Raw genomic sequence first — 17,147 nt, forward strand, 5'->3', positions numbered from 1 at the left:
TCAAGCGCCGCCTGGCTCGCATCGTCTTCAACCTGCTTCGACCGACCGACACCGCGGCTGGAACGTGCCTTCCAGCCGCGGCTTGACATAGGAGCAACGGGTGACCACCGCCGTCCGCCCGCCCGTGGGGGAGCTGCTGCGCGACTGGCGCCGCCGGCGCCGGCTCTCCCAGCTCGACCTGGCCAGCGACGCCGGCGTCTCGACGCGGCACCTCAGCTTCGTCGAGACCGGCCGCGCGCGGCCCAGCCGGGACATGGTGCTGCACCTGGCCGAGCAGCTGGAGGTACCGCTGCGGGAGCGCAACGAGCTCCTGCTCGCGGCCGGCTTCGCCCCCGCGTACGGGCAGCGCGGCCTCGACCACCCCGACATGGCCGCGGTCACCCGCGCCCTGGACCTGGTGCTGCGCGCCTACGAGCCCTACCCGGCGCTGGTGGTCGACCGCGCGTGGGAGCTCGTGATGGCCAACGCGACCGTCGCGCTGCTCACCGAGGGCGTGGCCGCGCACCTGCTCGAGCCGCCGGTCAACGTCCTGCGGCTGAGCCTGCACCCCGACGGGCTCGCCCCGCGGATCGGCAACCTGCCGCAGTGGCGGGCGCACGTGCTGCACCGGCTGGGCCGCGAGGTGGAGCTGACCGGCGATCCCGCGCTGGCGGCGCTGCACCGGGAGCTGGCCGCCCTGCCCGGCGGTACCGACCGGACGACGCCCGACGGCATCGTCGTCCCGCTGCGGCTGCGCACCGGCGCGGGCGTGCTGTCGTTCGTCGGCACGGTGACCACCTTCGGCACCGCCGTCGACGTGACGGCGGCCGAGCTCAGCGTGGAGGCGTTCCTGCCGGCCGACACCGCGACGGCCGACGCGCTGCGGGCCGCGTCAGCCGGCTGAGTCCTCCGCCCGGCCGGCCCCGTCCTCCGCCTGCGCGGCCCTGTCCTCCGCCTCCAGCTCGCGGGTGGCCATGCCGCCGTGGCCGCCCTCGTCGTGCTGGCCCGGGCGCAGGTTGTTGCCCTCGGTCTCGTTCGCCTCGCGGGGTTCGCTCATGGGTCCAGCCTGCCCCGTGACCGGGGGACCGCGCTCACAGGACGTCGAACTCGTTGGAGGCGGCCCCGCCGGACAGCAGCGCGTAGCCGGGACCGCGGTCGAAGAACGGCTCGTCCCCGGTGCGGGCGGCCCGCAACCGGTCGCGCAGCGCCGTCGTGGCCTCCTCGTCGGCGCTGCCGTCGTCCCGGACGACGACGCCGTAGTCCTCGCGGGCGCCGGCCACCGACACCTTGCGCCAGGCGATGTCGCGCAGCACCTCAACGACCGGCCGGTCCAGCGGATCGCCCCAGCCCCCGCCGCCGGTGGTGCGGATCCGCACGACGGTGCCGGCGGGCAGCGGCTCGGCGTCGGCGAGCGCGTCGACCTCGTGCTCGTCCGGGCCGCCCGGGTCCACCGTGATCGAGAACGGCCGCCCGGCCCTGCCGCCGTTCACGCCCCAGCAGGCGAGGATCGAGCGGTCGGCGATGGACATGAAGTGCGCGTCGCGCAGCACCCGGATGTGCTTCTCGTAGCCGCAACCCCCGCGGTAGCGCCCCGGTCCGCCGGAGTCCACCGCCAGGCCCAGCCGCTCCACCCGCAGCGGGAAGCGGGACTCGGTGAACTCCGTCGGCAGGTTCCGCGAGTCCGGGACGACGTGGATGGTGTCCTCGCCGTCGGCGTAGTACCGGCCGCCCGAGCCCCCGCCGAGCACCTCGCGCATCAGGTAGGGCTGCCCGTCGTGATCGGTGCCGTAGACGCCGGTGTAGCGGATCGTCTCCTGGTCGGCCGGCATCCGGCCGCCGGTGGCCTTGGCCAGCACGCCGGCCAGCACGCCCAGCAGCCGCAGGATGACGAAGGTCCGGGCGTTGGTCGGGGCCGGGAAGATCGGGGTGAGCAGGGTCCCCTTCTCCGGGAACCGCATCTCGATCAGCGGGACGACGCCCTCGTTGACGTCCAGCTGGGCCATCCGCTCCGGCGTCGCGGCGAGGTTGCGCAGGATCGGCGCCAGCCACTTCTTGAGGAAGTTGCCGTCGGCGTAGTCGCCGCAGTGGTTGATCGGGCCCTTGGCCTGGGGGCCGGTGCCGGTGAAGTCGATGACCAGCGGGACCTCGGCGGTGGAGTCCATGGTGAGCGTGATCCGCTGCCGGTGGAGCTGGGGCTGCTCGACCCCGTCGTGCTCGGCGTAGTCCTCCCACACGTAGGTGCCGTCGGGGATCTGCGACAGGATCTCCCGCCGGTAGACCTCGGTCGACCCGGCCAGGATCGCCTCGAAGCACGCCTCGACCGCGGCCACGCCGTACCGGTCGAACAGCTCGCCCAGCCGCCGTGCCCCGGCCAGGCAGGCCGAGCACTCGGCGTCGAGGTCGGCGGCCAGGGAGTCGGGCATCCGCGAGTTGCGCGTCATGATCTTCAGCGCGCTCTCGTTGGGCACCCCGCGGTCCCACAGCTTGATCGGCGGGACCATCAGGCCCTCCTCGAACACCGAGGTGGCCGCCGAGGGCATCGAGCCGGGCACCGCGCCGCCGATGTCGTCGTGGTGGCCGAAGGCCTGCACGAAGGCGACGACCTCCGGCCGGCCGGTCTCGGGGTCGCCCGCGAAGACCGGCACGGTGACGCACAGGTCGGGCAGATGGCCGATCCCGCCCTCGGAGAGGTAGACGTCGTTGTGGAAGTAGACGTCGCCGACGTTCATGGTCTCGATCGGGTAGTCGCGCACCACGGGCTGCACCAGCGCCGAGTACGAGCGGCCGGTGAGCTTGCGCATCTGCCGGTCGTGGATCCCGGCGCGGAAGTCGTGGGCGTCCCGGATCATCGGCGATCTCGACGTCCGCCCGATCGCCGTCTCCACCTCGCGCTCGATCGCCGCGAGGGTGCCGGCGACGATCTCGACGAGGACGGGGTCGGCCTCGACCTTCTGCTGGCCGGTTCCGCCGGAGTGGCCGTTCTGGCTGGTCATCGGTCGGACTCCTTCGTCAGCAGCAGGTTGCCGTGCGCGTCGACGGTGGCGGCGAAACCCGGGTGCACCGGGACGGTGGACCCGAACTCCTCGATGATGGCCGGTCCGGCCACGACGTCCTCCGGTGCGAGCCGGGTCCGGTCGTAGGTGGGGGTGTCGGTCCAGTCGTCGAAGAAGACCCGCCGGGAGCCCGTGACGGCCCGGTCCGTCCCGCCCTCGGCCGGGGGCAGCTCGACGAGGTCGGGACGGCGGATCGGCCCGATGCCGCTCACCCGCAGGTTCACCCACTCCACGGCCTGGCGCGGGTCGTCGGCGAAGTCGTAGCCGTAGAGCTGCCGGTGCGCGGCGTGGAACTGCTCGGCGGCCTGGTCGATCGCCGCCCGGTCCAGGTCCCCGTCGGTGACCGGCACGCGCACCTCGAACGCCTGCCCGACGTAGCGCAGGTCCGCCGTCCGCTGCATCCGCTGGTCGGCGCGGGCGAAGCCCTCGCCGTCGAGGGCGGAGCGGGCGCGGTCCTCCAGGCCGGCGAACACGGTGCGCACCCGGTCCAGGTCGAGGTCGGCGTGCCTGGACACCACGGTCTGCACGTAGTCGTTGCGGACGTCGACGGTGAGCAGGCCGAACGCGCTGACGTTGCCCGGGTTCGGTGGCACCAGCGTGCGGGGGAGGCCCAGGACGTCCATGAGCCGGCAGGCCAGCAGCGAGCCGGAGCCGCCGAACGTGGTGAGCGTGAAGTCGCGGACGTCGAGGCCGCGGGCGACCGTCACCTGGCGCAGGGCGTTGGCCTGGTTCCACGCCGAGATCTCCAGGATCCCGGTGGCGGTGCGCTCGAGGGAGAGGTCGAGCTGCTCGCCCAGGCGCTCCAGCCCCGCCCGGGCGGCGTCCACCGACAGCGGGATCTCCCCGCCCAGCAGGTGCGGGGGGATGCGGCCGAGGACGACGTGGGCGTCGGTGACCGTCGGCCGGTCGCCGCCCGCGGGGTAGCACATGGGGCCGGGGTCGGCGCCGGCCGACTGCGGGCCGACCTTGAGCGAGCCCTCCGGGGACAGCCAGGCGATCGAGCCCCCGCCGGCGCCGACGGTGACGACGTCGATCATCGGGATCTTGCTCGGGTAGTCGCCGACCGAGCCCTCGGTGGTCAGCGTCGGCTCGCCGTCGACGACGACCGTGACGTCGGTCGAGGTGCCGCCGCCGTCGCAGGTCAGCACCCGGTCGAAGCCGGCCGCCCCGGCGATCAGCGCGGCTCCCAGCGCTCCGGCGGCCGGGCCGGAGAGCATCGTGGTGATCGGCTGGTGCACGACCTCCTCGGCCGACAGCACCCCGCCGTTGCTCTTCATCACGTAGAACGGCACGCCCGGGGCGATCTCGTCCAGGCGGGTGCGGATGTTGGTCACGTAGGCGCCGACCTTCGGCTTGACCGCCGCGTCGACCAGGGTGGTGACCGACCGCTCGTACTCGCGGTACTCGCGCAGCACCTCGCTGGACAGCGACACCACCGCGCCGGGCAGTTCCTCGCGCAGCACGTCGAGCATGGCCCGTTCGTGCGCGTCGTTCGCGTAGGCGTGCAGGAAGCAGACGCCGACGGTGGTGATCCCGGCGTCGCGGAAGAACCGGGCGGCGGCGCGCGCGTCGTCGACGTCGAACGGCCGCACCTCCTCGCCCTTGACGTCGAGCCGGCCGCGCACCGTGCGGACCAGGTCGGCCGGCACGATCCGCGGCGGCTTCACCCAGAAGTAGCTGTTGCCGTAGCCGTCGGGCACTGACTGGCGGGCGATCTCCAGCACCGACTCGTAGCCCTCGGTGGTGATGAAGCCGATCCGGTCGAGCTTGCCCTCGAGCAGCTGGTTGGTCGCGACCGTCGTCCCGTGGCTGACGGCGGTGACCGACCCGCCGGTCAGGTCCATCAGGTCGAGCACCTTGCGGACGCCGGCGAGGAAGCCCTCGGCGGGGTCGGCCGGCGTGGACGGCGTCTTGGTGGTGGTGGTCCGGCCGGTCTGCTCGTCCACCGCGACGACGTCGGTGAACGTGCCCCCGGTGTCGATGCCGATCCGGATCCGGCGCGCGGGCGCTGCGGTCATGGAGAGAAACCTTAGCGTTGAGGTACCTGTCGGCGGGAGGGGTACGGGCCGTCTCCCGGACGGGGCGGCGCGCCCAGCATGGTGACCTCGGCCGGGGGTCGCCAGTCCTGGATCCGGGCGAGCGGCCGGGCCAGGGCCGACGGCGGCGCGAGCCGCAGCAGCGCGTCCCGGAGGCCGGCGGTGGCCCGGCCCCGCGCCTGGGCGACGGCGCCGGCCGCCCGGGCCCGCCGGGCCAGCGCCTGCGTCCGCGGGCGGCGGAGCGCGTCGTAGCGCCTCAGCACCTCCTCGACGGCGCCGGCGCGCGGCTGCTCCTCGGCCGCGATCCCCGCGGCCAGCCGACCGAGCGTCGCGGCGTCCTCCAGCGCCTGGTTGGCGCCCTGTCCGAGGTCCGGGGTCATGGCGTGCGCCGCGTCGCCGAGGAGGGCGACCCGGCCACGGACGAAGGTCGGCAGCCGGCCGGCGAGGTCGTGCACGTCGGTGCGGGTCACCGCCGGGGGAGGTGTGGCCTCGATCAGCTCGGCGATCGGCTCGTGCCAGCCGGCGAAGGACCGGACCAGCGTGCCGTGCTCGTCGGGCAGCACCGTTCCCGCCGGCAGGCAGGCGACCCCGAACCAGTAGACCCGCCCGTCGCGCAGCGGGGCCGTGCCGAAGCGCAGCCCGCGACCCCAGGTCTCCCCGGCCGCGCCGCGCAGGTCGACCGGGCGCTCGGTCACCCCGCGCCAGGCCGAGTAGCCCGCGTACCGCAGGCCCGGGTCCCCCGGCCAGCCGGCGCGCACCCGGCTGTGGATGCCGTCCGCGCCGACCACGAGGTCGTACTGCCCGCGGCAGCCGTCGGTCAGGAGCACCTCGCCGTCCGCCGAGACGGAGGCGACCGCCGCCCCGGTGCGCAGCCGGTCCCGGGGCAGGGCGTCCACCAGCACCCGGTGCAGGTCGGCGCGGTGGACGACGCGGAGGCGGCCCACCGCCGCCGGGGGTGTCCGGAGCAGCCACCTCCCGTCGGGTCGCCGCTGCCCGGCCTGCAGGTCCGGGTCCCCCGGTACGGTCAGGGCGCGCACCGCAGCGCCGAGCCCGAGGGCGTCGAGCGCGGTGAGACCGTTGCCGAACAGCGACAACCCCGACCCGACGGCGCGGATCCGGGGCGCCTGCTCGAGGACCACCACCTCCGCGCCGGCGCGCTGCAGGCCCACCGCGGTCGCCAGCCCACCGATCCCCGCGCCCACCACGGCTATCCGCACGCCGCACTCCCGGCGGATGCGCCGGCGGGGAGGGCTCCGCCGGACAGCAGGGGGAGCAGGAGTTCCAGGCGGCCGACCTCCTCGACGTTGTGCCGCACCCAGGCGCGCACCATGTCGTCGGGGAAGCGACGGCCCAGGACGGCGTTGACCGGGCGGGCCAGCGGCCCCCGCGCGCCCAGGTCGAGGACGCTCACGTAGTGCGTGCGGCCCCGCCCGGCCGACCACGTGTGCTCCAGGCTGGTGACGATCCGGCCGGCGACCCGCTGCACGAGGCGGATGCCCGTCCCGTCCAGCTTCTCGACGCGGTCGACGACGTCGATCGCGTACTCCGGGCGGCCGGCGAACCGCTCGACGATCCGGAACCGGGCGCCCTCGCCGGCTCCGCCGTCCGGGGCGCGCCGGGCGAGCTCCCAGCGGACGTGGTCGAGCGGGTGCCAGGCGAGGTAGCGGGGGACCCGCCGGCCGTCGTAGTCCATGTCCGCGCCGAGGTTGCCGAACCAGGCGAGCAGCCCGGCGGGCGTCACGCCGTCCAGCGGGCGGTGGTCGATCGTCACCCGCCGCCGGCCGTGCGGATGCGCCTCGAAGCGCACCGTCGCGCTGGCGACGGTGCGCAGGGCCGTGAGGAGGGGGAGGTCCATGACCGCTCCAGAGATACGTGTCCGTTTCTTGTGGCGCGGACGGTAGGCTCCCTGGACAAGACACGCAAGCGTTTCTCTCGCGGGGGTCGGATGGCGGTCACGCGGCGGCGGGGTGCCGCGCTGGAGGCGGCGATCGCCGAGGCCGTCGTGGCGCTGGTGGTCGAGCGCGGTCCGGCCGCGGTGACGATGGAGGCGGTCGCGGCGCGAGCGGGGACCAGCAAGCCGGTCCTCTACCGGCGCTGGCCCGACCGGGCGGCGCTCCTGCGCGACGTGCTCCTCCGGCAGGCGACCGCGGCGATCCCCTCGGGTGACACCGGCAGCTACCGGACCGACATGCTGGCGATCATGCGTGGCTGGGCGGCCGTGCTCACCGGGCCGGCCTCCCCGGTCCTGCGGGCGGTCGTCGCGGCGATGGCCGCCGACCCCGAGTTCGCGGCGGCCTTCCGCGAGGGGGCCATCGGCTGGCGGAAGCAGGAGATGGCCGCTCTCCTGCAGCGGGGGATCGCCCGGGGCGACGTGCGTCCCGACGTGCCGGTGGAGATCGCCCGCGAGCTCGGGCAGAGCCTGCTCTGGCACCGGTTCCTGATCACCGGTGACCCGATCACCGACGAGGTCGTCACGCAGGTCGTGGACGAGGTGCTCGTCCCGTTCGTGGCTCCGCGCTGACCCGGCCTCGACGCGGCGCCGACGCCGGTGCCGGCCGCAAGTCGGCTGCAAGTGCCCGCGCGGACGCTGGACGCCGACACCCCGTCGTCCGCCCAGGAGGTCTGCGATGCCCGCCGCCGTCACCACCGACGCCACCTTCGCCGAGGACGTCCTGCGCAGCCCGCTCCCGGTCCTGGTCGACTTCAGTGCCACCTGGTGCGGACCCTGCCGGATGCTCGCCCCGACCCTCGACCGGCTGGCCGACGACCAGGCCGGCCGGCTCCGGGTGGTCGTGCTCGACGTCGACGAGAACCCCGAGACGACCCGGCGCTACCAGGTGATGGGCATGCCGACGATGGGGCTGTTCGTCGGCGGCGAGCTCGTCCTGACCCTGGTGGGCGGCCGCCCCGGCTGGGCGATCATGGAGGCGCTGGCGCCGCACCTGCCGGTCTCGGCCTGACGATCCGCCGCGGCGCCCGCCCGGGTCGGCTCTGCGGGCGGCTTCCCCACCTTGCGGGCGGGATCCCCCGGCAAGGTCGGGAAGGGCCCACACCATGGGACCGGACATATGCCTTGACAGGCATATGTCCGGCGAGGCATGTTCGCGGTCATGCGGGAGGCGACGTGGGCGGCGCTGGCCGACCCGAACCGGCGGGCGGTGCTCGGCCTGCTCCGCCGCCGCCCCCGGGCGGTCGGCGAGCTCGTCGGTGAGCTCCGGCTGAGCCAGCCGGCCACCTCCAAGCACCTGCGCGTGCTGCGCGAGGCCGGGCTGGTCCGGGTGCTTCCGGAGGCGCAGCGACGCATCTACGCCCTCGATCCCGTGCCGCTGGCCGAGCTGGACGCCTGGCTGGCGCCCTACCGCGACCTGTGGAACCCCGCGCTCGACACCGTCGGAGCGCACCTGGACGCGACCGCCGAGCCGGAGGAGAGCTGATGGACGCCGTCCCGAGCACCGACCTGGGCACCTACGTCGAGCACGACGGACGGCCCGCCGTCCGGTTCGTGCGGACCTACCCGCACCCGGTCGAGCGCGTCTGGCGCGCGGTGAGCGACCCGGCCGAGCTGGCGCACTGGTTCCCCTCGACCGTCACGATCGAGCCCCGCGAGGGTGGGCGGATCACCTTCTCCGCCGACCCCTACGCGGTCGACGCCGAGGGCGTCGTCCTCGCCTGGGAGCCCCCGCACCGGCTGGCCTTCTCCTGGTACGAGGACGAGGTGCACCTGACGCTGGAGGAGGCCGACGGCGGCTGCCGGCTCACGCTGCTGAACGTGCTCGACGACCGCGCGGCCGCCGCACGCAACGCCAGCGGCTGGTTCGTGTGCCTGCGCTCCCTGGCGAGGCTCCTGGACGGGCGGCCCGGAAGCGGCCCGCACGGGGACGACGGCGACGACTGGCAGCCGGTCTACGCCGCGCACGTCGCGACCGGCCTGCCCTCGGGCGCGGAGATCCCGAAGGCCACCGACGGCTGACGGGGGGTCAGGAGTACTCGACGGCCCTCAGCCGGACTCCGCGGAACGCCGCCAGGCGCTCGGCCTGCTCCTCGACCGCCGTCCGCAGCGAGCCGGTCATCCGCACCCACGGGTCCACGGCGACCGAGAGGGACGACCCGGCCTTGCGCGGGCGCCAGGCGCCGACGAGCTGCGCGCCGGACAGCACCGCGCCCGGCCGTCCGAGCACCGGCCACATCGCCTTGCGCCGCGCCTCGTCCGGCACGAGCAGCTCCCGGTCGCGGGCCTGCAGGAACAGGTCGAACGGCCCGAGCAGCCGGGTCCCCTCCGGCGGGTCGCCGGCGAGCCCCTCCGGATCGAGGGTCCACCGCCGCCCGCCGTCGACGGTCACCTCGACGGCGTCGTCCGGCCAGCGCGCCTTCACGTCCGTCACCGGCGCGTCCAGGTAGGCGGCCACGTGCTGCGGGGTGGCCGGCCCCAGCAGCCGCAGGTAGGCGCGGACGACGTCCAGGCGCTCGGGCGCCGTCCCGGCCGGTGCGAACCCCGGCACCGGCCGGAGCACCGGCGGCGAGGTGCCCGGCTGCAGCTCCAGCCCGGCCCGCAGCGCGGCGAGCCGGAACGGCTGCTCGAAGGTGTGGACGGCGCCGCACGGCCGGCACTCGCGCAGGTAGGGCGGGTCCAGCACTGCGGTCAGCCGGCTGGACATCTCGCCCTTGACCACCGGCCCGGTCGCGATCGTCCGCATCGCCGCCGCCACGGTGTCCAGCGCGGTGAGCACCGGGATGCCCGCCGCCCTGAGCGGGCGCGCCGCGTCGAAGACCCGCTTGGCCGCGTCGGCCTCCGAGAAGGGAGCCGTGGCCGCGGCGACGTCCGGGAGGTCGGCCCGGCGGTAGAGGTGCGGGGCGCCGCGGATGCTCCACACGGCGGCCAGCTCGCCCGGCTGCAGTACCACCCCGCGCAGGGCCAGGGCCCACGCCCCGCCGTCCGTGCCGGAGTCCTGGACGCCGATGTCCAGGACGGCGGTGCCGGCGACCGTGCCGGCGTCCCGGTCCAGCTGCTGCGCGCGGACGCGGGCACCGAGGACCTGGGCCGCGGTGGTCGTCATGGCGCGACCGTAGGGCCACCAGGTGTCAGGAGGTGGCCGCGATCAGCCGCCGTGCGCGGCGATCGACAGCTCCTCCCACTCCCGCCAGGTGGCCAGCCGGCGCTCGTACTCCTTGGTCGCCATCGCGAGCGGCGCCTTGCCGAAGAACACGCGCAGCGGCGGCTCCTCGGCGTCGACCAGCCGGAGGACGGCCGCGGCCGTCGCGGCGGGGTCGCCAGCGGACTGCGCCGCCTTCGCCCGGGTGGCCTGCACCTTGGCCCGGTACTCGTCGTAGGTCGGGTCGGGCTCGGCGTGCTTGGCCGAGGAGCCCGACCAGTCGGTGGAGTACCCGGCCGGCTCGATGATCGTGACCTTGATGCCGAACTGGGCGACCTCGATGGCCATCGACTGGCTGAACGCCTCCAGCGCCCACTTGCTGGCGTTGTAGATGCCGACGCTGGGCAGCGCGACGATGCCGCCGATCGAGCTCACCTGCAGGATGTGCCCGGACCCCTGCGCGCGCATCAGCGGCAGCGCGGCCTGGGAGATCCACAGCGCGCCGAAGAGGTTGACGTCGAGCTGCGCCCGCGCCTCGGCCTCGCTGACCTCCTCGACCATGCCGAACTGGCCGTAGCCGGCGTTGTTCACCACGACGTCCAGGCGACCGAACGCGTCGTGGGCCCGGCGGACGGCGGCGATGTCGGCCGCCCGGTCGGCGACGTCCAGCTCGATGGGGAGGACGGCGTCCCCGTGCCGCTGCACGAGGTCGCCGAGGGTGGCGACGTCACGGGCGGTGGCCGCGACGCGGTCGCCCCGCTCGAGCGCGGCGGCGGCCCACTCCCGCCCGAAGCCGCGGGATGCGCCGGTGATGAACCAGGTCTTCGACATGCCCCTTGTCTACCCCGCTGCCGATGAGTCGCGGCGGTCCGGGCCGTCTGCCCTGACGTCGCCCGCACCGCGCGGGCGCGGGAGGGAGAGCCGTGCGCCCGCTGGTGGTCACGATGTTCACGAGCCTGGACGGCGTGGTGCAGGCCCCGGGCGGTCCCGACGAGGACACCTCGGGGGGTTTCCGGTACGGCGGCTGGCTGGTCCCGCATGTCGACGAGGCGCTCGGAGCCCAGATCGACGCCTGGTTCGAGCCTGCCTCGGCGTTCCTCCTGGGCCGCGGGACCTACGAGATCTTCGCCGGCTCGTGGCCGCAGGTCCCTGTCGAGGACCCGGTGTCGAAGGCGCTCAACGGGCTGCCCAAGCACGTCGCGTCCCGCACCCTGCGCGGCCCCCTCGGGTGGGCCGGGTCGACGCTGCTGGGCGACGACGTCCCCGCGGCGGTGCGGCAGCTGAAGGCCGACGGCGACGGCGAGCTGCAGGTGCACGGCAGCCCGGGACTCGTCCAGACCCTGCTCGCCGAGGACCTGGTCGACGAGCTCCGGCTCGTCGTGGCCCCCGTCGTCCTGGCCGGGGGCAAGCGGCTGTTCGGCGCGGGTGCGCGCCCCGGCGGCTGGCGGCCGGCCACGTCGCGGACGACACCGGCCGGCGTCGTCCTGACCACCTACACCCGGGCGGGCGAGGTCGAGACCGGCGCGATCGGGCCCGAGTACGACAGCTGAGCGGCCGGGGCCAGCGCCTCGGCCGGCCCCGGGCGGCCGAAGAACCAGCCCTGACCGAGGTCGACGCCGAGGGAGAGCAGGGTCGCGGCGTCGTCCGCCGTCTCCACGCCCTCGGCGACCAGCGTGGCGCCGCAGCCGTGCCCGAAGGTGACCAGCGACCCCACGAGGGTGCGCAGCACCGGGTCGGTGCCGACGCCGGCGACGATGCTGCGGTCGAGCTTGAGGACGTCGGGCGCGGTCACGACGATGTGCCGCAGCGAGGAGAAGCCGGCGCCGACGTCGTCGACCGCCAGCCGCAGGCCGGCCGCGCGGAACGGCAGCAGGGCCGAGGTCAGGGCGTCGTAGTCCTCGACCGGGTCGTGCTCGGACAGCTCGAGCAGCACGCGGTCCAGCGGGAGCGCGCCCAGCAGCTCGGTGAAGGGCCGGGTCAGCAGGGTGGCGGGGGAGACGTTCATGGCGACGTACCCGCCGATCCGGTCCAGGTGCGCCGCGGCCCCGCGCAGGGCGAGCAGCTCCAGCTCGTGGCCCCGGCCGACGCTGTGCGCCTCGGCGAAGACGACGTCGGGCGCCTTGGCCCAGTCGGCGGGGAAGCGGCTGAGCGCCTCGGCGCCCACCCGCTCCCCGGTGGCGAGGTCGACGATGGGCTGCAGGACGACGACCGGCCCGCCCCCGGCCACGACCGGGTCGAGCCGGGAGTCGATGTCGCTGCGCCGCTCCTGCTCGCGCACCTCGGGCTCGACGACGACCGCGGCGGCCCCGGCGAGGACGTCCATGAGCGCCCGGTCGCGCGTGCCGAGCTCGGGGTCGGAGGTGAACCCGAAGGCGCAGAAGGTGCCGTACAGGCGGCCGTCGCTGAGCCGGACCGGCGCCGAGACGTAGCTGCGGATGCGCGGGATGCGCGCCGAGGGCAGCGACATGGCCAGCGGCGAGCGCGCCACGTCCGGGATCACGGCGGGCAGTCGGCCGTCGAGGATCGCCTGGCAGAAGGAGGTCTCCTGAGCCACCCGCGCGCCCTCGTGGACGAGCACCCGGGCCGGGGCGGCGGCCTCGACCACCTCCAGGTGCTGCGTGGTCCCGTCCAACCGGCTGAGGAAGGCGACGCTCATCCCGAGCGACCTCCGTGCCGTGGCCAGGAGGTCGGCGATCTGCTGATCGGCGGCCGAGCGGTGTCGACGCACGGGGAGCCCCTTCCGGAGGTGTCCCCTCCCCATCGGCACCCGTCCCCCGGGACCCGAGTCGCCTCACCCCGACGGGGCACCCCGGCGACGCGCCGGAGCCCCGCGTTGGCCCCGGAGCGGGCGCCTGCCAGAGTGCTGAGTTGCCGGTAGCAACCACCTGGAGGGTCTCCGGGCGATGGGAGGGGCGCATGGCGACGGACGGCGCCCGGACGTCGCCGCGCGCGACCTTCCTCGTCCTCGCCGCGGGCCTGTGCGCCTACTCGCTGCTGCAGTCGATGGTCATCCCGGTGCTGCCCGCGCTGCAGGCCGCTCTCGGCACGACCCAGTCCGACGTCACCTGGGTGCTCACCGCGAACCTGCTGGCCGCCGCGGTCGCCACGCCGATCGTGGGCCGGCTCGGGGACATGTTCGGCAAGCGCCGCATGGTCGTGGCCGTGCTCCTGGTGCTCGCCGTCGGCTGCCTGCTGTCGGCGCTGGCCACCGCGATGCCGCTGATGGTCGTCGGCCGCGTGCTGCAGGGCGTGGGCGGCGGCGTCGTCCCGCTGGGCTACAGCATCCTGCGCGACGAGTACCCCGACGGCGCCGTGGCCGGCGCCATCGGGGCGCTGTCGTCCCTCATCGCCGCGGGTTCCGGGCTCGGGCTGGTCGTCGCCGGCCCGATCGACTCCGCCCTCGGGCTGGACTGGCTCTTCTGGCTGCCGATGGGAGCCGCGCTGGCCGCGGCGGGCGCGGCGTTCCGGGTCGTCCCGGAGTCGCGGGTGCGCACGCCCGGGCGGGTCAACTGGCCGGCGGCGCTGCTGCTGTCGGGCTGGCTGGTCTGCGTGCTGCTCGGCGTGAGCCGCTCGACCGCCTGGGGCTGGGGGTCGCCGGCGGTGCTCGGCCTGCTGGCCGCCGGCGTGCTCCTCCTCGCGCTGTGGATCACGGTGGAGACGCGGTCGGCGCAGCCGCTGATCGACATGCGGATGATGCGGCTGCGCGCGGTCTGGACGGCGAACCTGATCGCCTTCCTGGTCGGGCTGACGATCTTCGCGGCGTTCGCCTTCATCCCGCAGTTCCTGCAGACGCCCCCCGAGGCCGGCTACGGCTTCGGCTCCTCCATCGGCGAGGTCGGGCTCGCGCTGCTGCCGCAGACCGCCGCCGGCTTCTGCGCGGGCCTGGTCGCGGGGCGGCTGGGGCAGCGGTTCGGCCCGCGCAACGTGGTCACCGCCGGCACGCTGCTCACCGCGCTGTCCTACGGGCTGGTCACCGTCGCCCACGACGCGCACTGGCAGCTGGCCGTCGCCTTCGTGCTCATGGGCCTGGGCACCGGCGCGACGCAGGCGTCGCTGGCCAACGTGGTGGTGACCGCGGTGCCGCGCGCGCAGACCGGCGTGGCCAGTGGCATGAACGCCAACATCCGCACCATCGGCGGCGCGATCGGGTCCGCGGTCATGGCCACGGTCGTGACGTCGTCGGCCCCGCCGGGCGGGCTGCCCACCGAGAGCGGCTACACGACCGGCTTCCTGCTGCTCACGCTCGGCATGGTGGCCGCCGCCCTCGCGACCCGGGCCATGCCCGCGCCCCGCCGGGTGCGCCGGTCCCGCGGCGCGCCGGAGGCGGCGGCGTCGCCGCTGGCCCCTCTGCCGAGCGATCCGTAGCCCCCACAGACCCGCCGCAGCGGCTGGATCCGCCCTACCGCAAGCCGTACCGTACCGTCGGTTGCGTTCGGCAACCTGAACGGAGGATCCGCTCCGCCGTGACCGTCGCAGCTCCCGCCCCGGCCCGCGTCCGCTACCAGGTGACCTATGCCGTCCTGGCCCTCGGCGTGGTCGCCTTCGTCCTGCAGCAGGGCCTGGTGGCGCCCGTCCTGCCCACCCTGCAGCGCGAGCTGGGCACCACGCAGGCCGACATCACCTGGGTGATCACGGCCAACTTCCTGGCGACCGCGGTGTTCACCCCGATCCTCGGCCGCCTGGGCGACATGTACGGCAAGAAGCGGGTCTTCGTCCTCGCGCTGGGGGCGGTCGCCGTCGGCGGCCTGCTCGCGGCGCTGGCGACGTCGCTGCCGCTGATGATCGTCGGCCGGTTGTTCATGGGAGCCGGTGGCGGTGTGCTGCCGCTGACCTTCGGCATCATCCGCGACGAGTTCCCCCCGGAGCGGGTGCCGGGGACGATCGGCACGATCTCCTCGCTCATGGCGGTCGGCGGCGCGCTGGGCACCGTCCTGGCCGGCCCGATCGTCGACGTCCTCGGCTGGCGCTGGCTGTTCTGGATCCCGATGCTGCTCGTGACCCTCGCCGCGGTGGCGGCCCAGCGGGTCGTGCCGGAGTCGCGGTCGCGCACCGGCGGCACGCTGAACCCGCTGGCGGCCCTCCTGCTGTCCGGGTGGCTGGTCTGCCTGCTGCTGGCGATCAGCCGGGCGCCGCAGTGGGGCTGGGCCTCCGGCCCCGTGCTCGGCATGCTCGCCGGCAGCGCGGTGCTGCTGGGCACCTGGGTGGGCGTCGAGACGCGCGCGCGGCAGCCGCTGATCGACATGCGGATGATGCGGCTGCGGGGCGTCTGGACGGCGAACGTGGTCGGGCTGCTGTTCGGCGCCGCCATGTACTCCGGCTTCACCTTCATCCCGCAGTTCCTGCAGACGCCGGAGTCGACCGGCTACGGGCTCGGCGCCTCGATCACCGCCTCCGGCCTGGTGCTCCTGCCGCAGGCCGCGGGCTCCTTCGTGATCGGGCTGGCGTCCGGGCGGCTGGCCCGGCGGTTCGGCTCGAAGAACCTGCTGGTCGTCGGCGCCCTCGCCACCTCGGCGGGGTTCGCGCTGTTCGCGCTGCTGGGCCACTCGCTGTGGCAGGCCGGCCTCGTCTGCGTCCTGCTGGGCGTCGGGTTCGGCATGTCCTTCTCCGCCATGGCGAACCTCGTGGTCGCCGCCGTGCCGTCGTCGCAGACCGGCGTGGCCAGCGGCATGAACACCAACATCCGCACCATCGGCGGGTCGATCGGCACCGCCGTCCTGGCCGGGGTGGTCACGGCGGGCGCCACCTCCTCGGGGCTGCCGCAGGAGTCCGGCTACACGACGGCGTTCCTGCTCTCCGCCGCCGGTCTGCTACTCGCCGCCGTCGCCGCCCTGCTGGTCCCCGCCGTCCGCCGCGACCCGGTCACCCAGGAGGAGCCCGAGGTGCCCGACCGGCACCCGCAGGCCGCGATCGTGGCCGGCGGGACGCTGGTCGGCGACGGCCGGGAGCAGCCGGTGCAGCCGGATCCGTACCGGAACGCTGCAGGTCGGGCGGCGCGGAGCTAGCCTCCCGGGACCGGGCGCGACCGGCCGCGCCCGTTCCGGAGCCAGTGGGAGGCGCCCTGGTGTCGACCCGTCCCGCCTCCCCCGACGGGAACGGCGGCATGGACGACGGGCTGCTCCGTGCCGTCGCCGAGTCGACCGAGGCGCTGCTGTGCGTGGTGGACGGCGAGGGCCGGCTCCTGCTGGTCAACCCGGCGCTGCAGCGGTTCACCGGGCGCCCGCCGGCGCAGCTGCTGGGTCGGCGGTTCACCGACGTCTACGTCGTCCCCGAGCACGTCGAGCTGGCACTGGACGCCGTGGCGCGGGCCATGGACACCGGCGTGGCCCACCCGCAGGAGGGCGACTGGCTGACCGGCTCGGGCGAGCGACGGCGGGTCGCGATGCGCAACACCGTGCTCACCGATGCCGCGGGGCGGCCGTACGCGGTCGCGTGCGTCGGCGTGGACGTGACCGCCGACCGGCAGCGTGAGGCCCGTCTCACCCGGCGGGCCGACACCGACCCCCTGACCGGGGTGGCCAACCGGGGCGTGCTGTTCGACGTCCTGCGGGCGCGCCAGGCGGCGGGCGAGCCCTGCGGCCTGCTCTTCTGCGACCTCGACGGGTTCAAGGCGGTCAACGACGAGCACGGGCACGCCGTCGGCGACCGCGTGCTCACCGAGGCCGCCGGCCGGCTGGCCGGCCTCGTCGACGTCGGCCAGCTGGTCGCCCGCTTCGGCGGGGACGAGTTCGTGGTGGTGTGGCCGGCGGCCACCGCGGCGGACCTGGCGGGACTGGCGCAGCGGGTGGCCGCCCGCCTGGCGCTCCCGTTCGCCGGGCCGGACGGGACGCTGCACCTGGGCGTGAGCATCGGGACGGCGGTGGGGCAGCCCGGCGAGAGCGCCGACGAGCTCGTCGCCCGCGCCGACCGGGCCATGTACGGCGCCAAGACGCACCGCCGCCGGCGGTCGGCGCGCGACGAGCCGCCCACCCCGCTGCGCTGAGGGCCGGGCG

At 75.2% G+C, this 17,147-nt stretch carries 17 protein-coding genes; 9 read left to right on the top strand and 8 right to left on the bottom strand.

Annotated elements, in window-relative coordinates; genetic code table 11:
- Positions 1-100: 100 nt before the first annotated feature.
- Positions 101-883, top strand: a complete 783-nt coding sequence (locus ACK586_RS19035) for an MmyB family transcriptional regulator (protein ID WP_409332071.1) — start codon at positions 101-103, stop codon at positions 881-883.
- Here ACK586_RS19035 and ACK586_RS19040 read toward each other — a convergent pair.
- From ACK586_RS19040 to ACK586_RS19060, 5 genes are read right to left on the bottom strand one after another with little or no spacing between them, the layout of a single operon-like run.
- Positions 872-1,036 carry a hypothetical protein gene (locus ACK586_RS19040; protein WP_409332072.1) on the bottom strand — a complete coding sequence of 55 codons (165 nt, stop codon included), beginning with the start codon at positions 1,034-1,036 and terminating at the stop codon, positions 872-874. The two genes, ACK586_RS19035 and ACK586_RS19040, sit on opposite strands and share 12 nt — an antisense overlap.
- Positions 1,037-1,070: 34 nt before the next feature.
- Positions 1,071-2,972 carry a hydantoinase B/oxoprolinase family protein gene (locus ACK586_RS19045; RefSeq protein WP_409332073.1) on the bottom strand — a complete coding sequence of 634 codons (1,902 nt, stop codon included), beginning with the start codon at positions 2,970-2,972 and terminating at the stop codon, positions 1,071-1,073.
- The gene (locus ACK586_RS19050; RefSeq protein ID WP_409332074.1) at positions 2,969-5,050 is read right to left on the bottom strand and encodes a hydantoinase/oxoprolinase family protein; all 2,082 of its coding nucleotides are present in this window, start codon (positions 5,048-5,050) and stop codon (positions 2,969-2,971) included. The genes ACK586_RS19045 and ACK586_RS19050 overlap by 4 nt, the downstream gene beginning before the upstream one ends.
- An 11-nt stretch (positions 5,051-5,061) precedes the next feature.
- Positions 5,062-6,285 carry an FAD-dependent monooxygenase gene (locus ACK586_RS19055; RefSeq protein WP_409332075.1) on the bottom strand — a complete coding sequence of 408 codons (1,224 nt, stop codon included), beginning with the start codon at positions 6,283-6,285 and terminating at the stop codon, positions 5,062-5,064.
- Positions 6,276-6,923, bottom strand: coding sequence for a hypothetical protein (locus ACK586_RS19060; RefSeq protein WP_409332076.1), 648 nt, complete (start codon positions 6,921-6,923; stop codon positions 6,276-6,278). Before ACK586_RS19060 ends, ACK586_RS19055 begins: the two co-directional genes overlap by 10 nt.
- A 90-nt stretch (positions 6,924-7,013) precedes the next feature.
- On the opposite strand from ACK586_RS19060, the gene ACK586_RS19065 reads away from it, so the two are divergent.
- From ACK586_RS19065 to ACK586_RS19080, 4 genes are all read left to right on the top strand, one after another.
- Entirely contained in the window at positions 7,014-7,589 is a 576-nt protein-coding gene (locus ACK586_RS19065) for a TetR/AcrR family transcriptional regulator (protein ID WP_409332077.1), read from the top strand.
- 106 nt (positions 7,590-7,695) lie between these two features.
- Entirely contained in the window at positions 7,696-8,028 is a 333-nt protein-coding gene (locus tag ACK586_RS19070; protein ID WP_409332078.1) for a thioredoxin family protein, read from the top strand.
- A gap of 150 nt (positions 8,029-8,178) precedes the next feature.
- Positions 8,179-8,502 (top strand): ArsR/SmtB family transcription factor, encoded by a 324-nt coding sequence (locus ACK586_RS19075; protein ID WP_409332079.1) that lies wholly within the window; start codon positions 8,179-8,181, stop codon positions 8,500-8,502.
- Positions 8,502-9,038 (top strand): SRPBCC family protein, encoded by a 537-nt coding sequence (locus ACK586_RS19080; protein ID WP_409332080.1) that lies wholly within the window; start codon positions 8,502-8,504, stop codon positions 9,036-9,038. The genes ACK586_RS19075 and ACK586_RS19080 overlap by 1 nt, the downstream gene beginning before the upstream one ends.
- A gap of 7 nt (positions 9,039-9,045) precedes the next feature.
- On the opposite strand, the gene ACK586_RS19085 is transcribed toward ACK586_RS19080, so the two are convergent.
- Entirely contained in the window at positions 9,046-10,122 is a 1,077-nt protein-coding gene (locus tag ACK586_RS19085; protein ID WP_409332081.1) for a winged helix DNA-binding domain-containing protein, read from the bottom strand.
- A 42-nt stretch (positions 10,123-10,164) separates the two neighbouring features.
- Complete coding sequence (locus ACK586_RS19090) at positions 10,165-10,989, bottom strand: SDR family oxidoreductase (protein WP_409332082.1); 825 nt, start codon at positions 10,987-10,989, stop codon at positions 10,165-10,167.
- Positions 10,990-11,081: 92 nt separating this feature from the next.
- Here ACK586_RS19090 and ACK586_RS19095 point away from each other — a divergent pair, with 92 nt between their 5' ends.
- Positions 11,082-11,708: a dihydrofolate reductase family protein gene (locus tag ACK586_RS19095; RefSeq protein ID WP_409332083.1), complete on the top strand. Its 627-nt coding sequence runs from the start codon at positions 11,082-11,084 to the stop codon at positions 11,706-11,708.
- Here the strand turns inward: ACK586_RS19095 and ACK586_RS19100 are convergent.
- Positions 11,651-12,886, bottom strand: a complete 1,236-nt coding sequence (locus ACK586_RS19100; RefSeq protein ID WP_409332084.1) for a sensor domain-containing phosphodiesterase — start codon at positions 12,884-12,886, stop codon at positions 11,651-11,653. The genes ACK586_RS19095 and ACK586_RS19100 overlap by 58 nt on opposite strands.
- Before the next feature lie 188 nt (positions 12,887-13,074).
- Between ACK586_RS19100 and ACK586_RS19105 the strand changes: the two genes are divergently transcribed.
- From ACK586_RS19105 to ACK586_RS19115, 3 genes are all read left to right on the top strand, one after another.
- A complete protein-coding gene (locus tag ACK586_RS19105) occupies positions 13,075-14,523 on the top strand; it encodes an MFS transporter (protein WP_409332085.1) in 1,449 nt (482 codons plus the stop codon).
- 98 nt (positions 14,524-14,621) lie between these two features.
- Positions 14,622-16,160, top strand: a complete 1,539-nt coding sequence (locus ACK586_RS19110) for an MFS transporter (RefSeq protein WP_409332086.1) — start codon at positions 14,622-14,624, stop codon at positions 16,158-16,160.
- A 59-nt stretch (positions 16,161-16,219) separates the two neighbouring features.
- A complete protein-coding gene (locus ACK586_RS19115) occupies positions 16,220-17,137 on the top strand; it encodes a diguanylate cyclase domain-containing protein (protein WP_409332087.1) in 918 nt (305 codons plus the stop codon).
- Positions 17,138-17,147: the final 10 nt, after the last annotated feature.

It is taken from the genome of Trujillonella humicola, from assembly GCF_046233715.1.
Taxonomy (GTDB): Bacteria; Actinomycetota; Actinomycetes; order Mycobacteriales; family Geodermatophilaceae; genus Trujillonella; species Trujillonella humicola.

Bases quoted from the DNA above. Each gene is read 5' to 3' on its own strand.
- ACK586_RS19040 (WP_409332072.1), bottom strand. From the start codon at position 1,036: ATGAGCGAACCCCGCGAGGCGAACGAGACCGAGGGCAACAACCTGCGC.
- ACK586_RS19045 (WP_409332073.1), bottom strand. From the start codon at position 2,972: ATGACCAGCCAGAACGGCCACTCCGGCGGAACCGGCCAGCAGAAGGTC.
- ACK586_RS19050 (WP_409332074.1), bottom strand. From the start codon at position 5,050: ATGACCGCAGCGCCCGCGCGCCGGATCCGGATCGGCATCGACACCGGG.
- ACK586_RS19060 (WP_409332076.1), bottom strand. From the start codon at position 6,923: ATGGACCTCCCCCTCCTCACGGCCCTGCGCACCGTCGCCAGCGCGACG.
- ACK586_RS19065 (WP_409332077.1), top strand. From the start codon at position 7,014: ATGGCGGTCACGCGGCGGCGGGGTGCCGCGCTGGAGGCGGCGATCGCC.
- ACK586_RS19070 (WP_409332078.1), top strand. From the start codon at position 7,696: ATGCCCGCCGCCGTCACCACCGACGCCACCTTCGCCGAGGACGTCCTG.
- ACK586_RS19075 (WP_409332079.1), top strand. From the start codon at position 8,179: ATGCGGGAGGCGACGTGGGCGGCGCTGGCCGACCCGAACCGGCGGGCG.
- ACK586_RS19080 (WP_409332080.1), top strand. From the start codon at position 8,502: ATGGACGCCGTCCCGAGCACCGACCTGGGCACCTACGTCGAGCACGAC.
- ACK586_RS19085 (WP_409332081.1), bottom strand. From the start codon at position 10,122: ATGACGACCACCGCGGCCCAGGTCCTCGGTGCCCGCGTCCGCGCGCAG.
- ACK586_RS19090 (WP_409332082.1), bottom strand. From the start codon at position 10,989: ATGTCGAAGACCTGGTTCATCACCGGCGCATCCCGCGGCTTCGGGCGG.
- ACK586_RS19105 (WP_409332085.1), top strand. From the start codon at position 13,075: ATGGCGACGGACGGCGCCCGGACGTCGCCGCGCGCGACCTTCCTCGTC.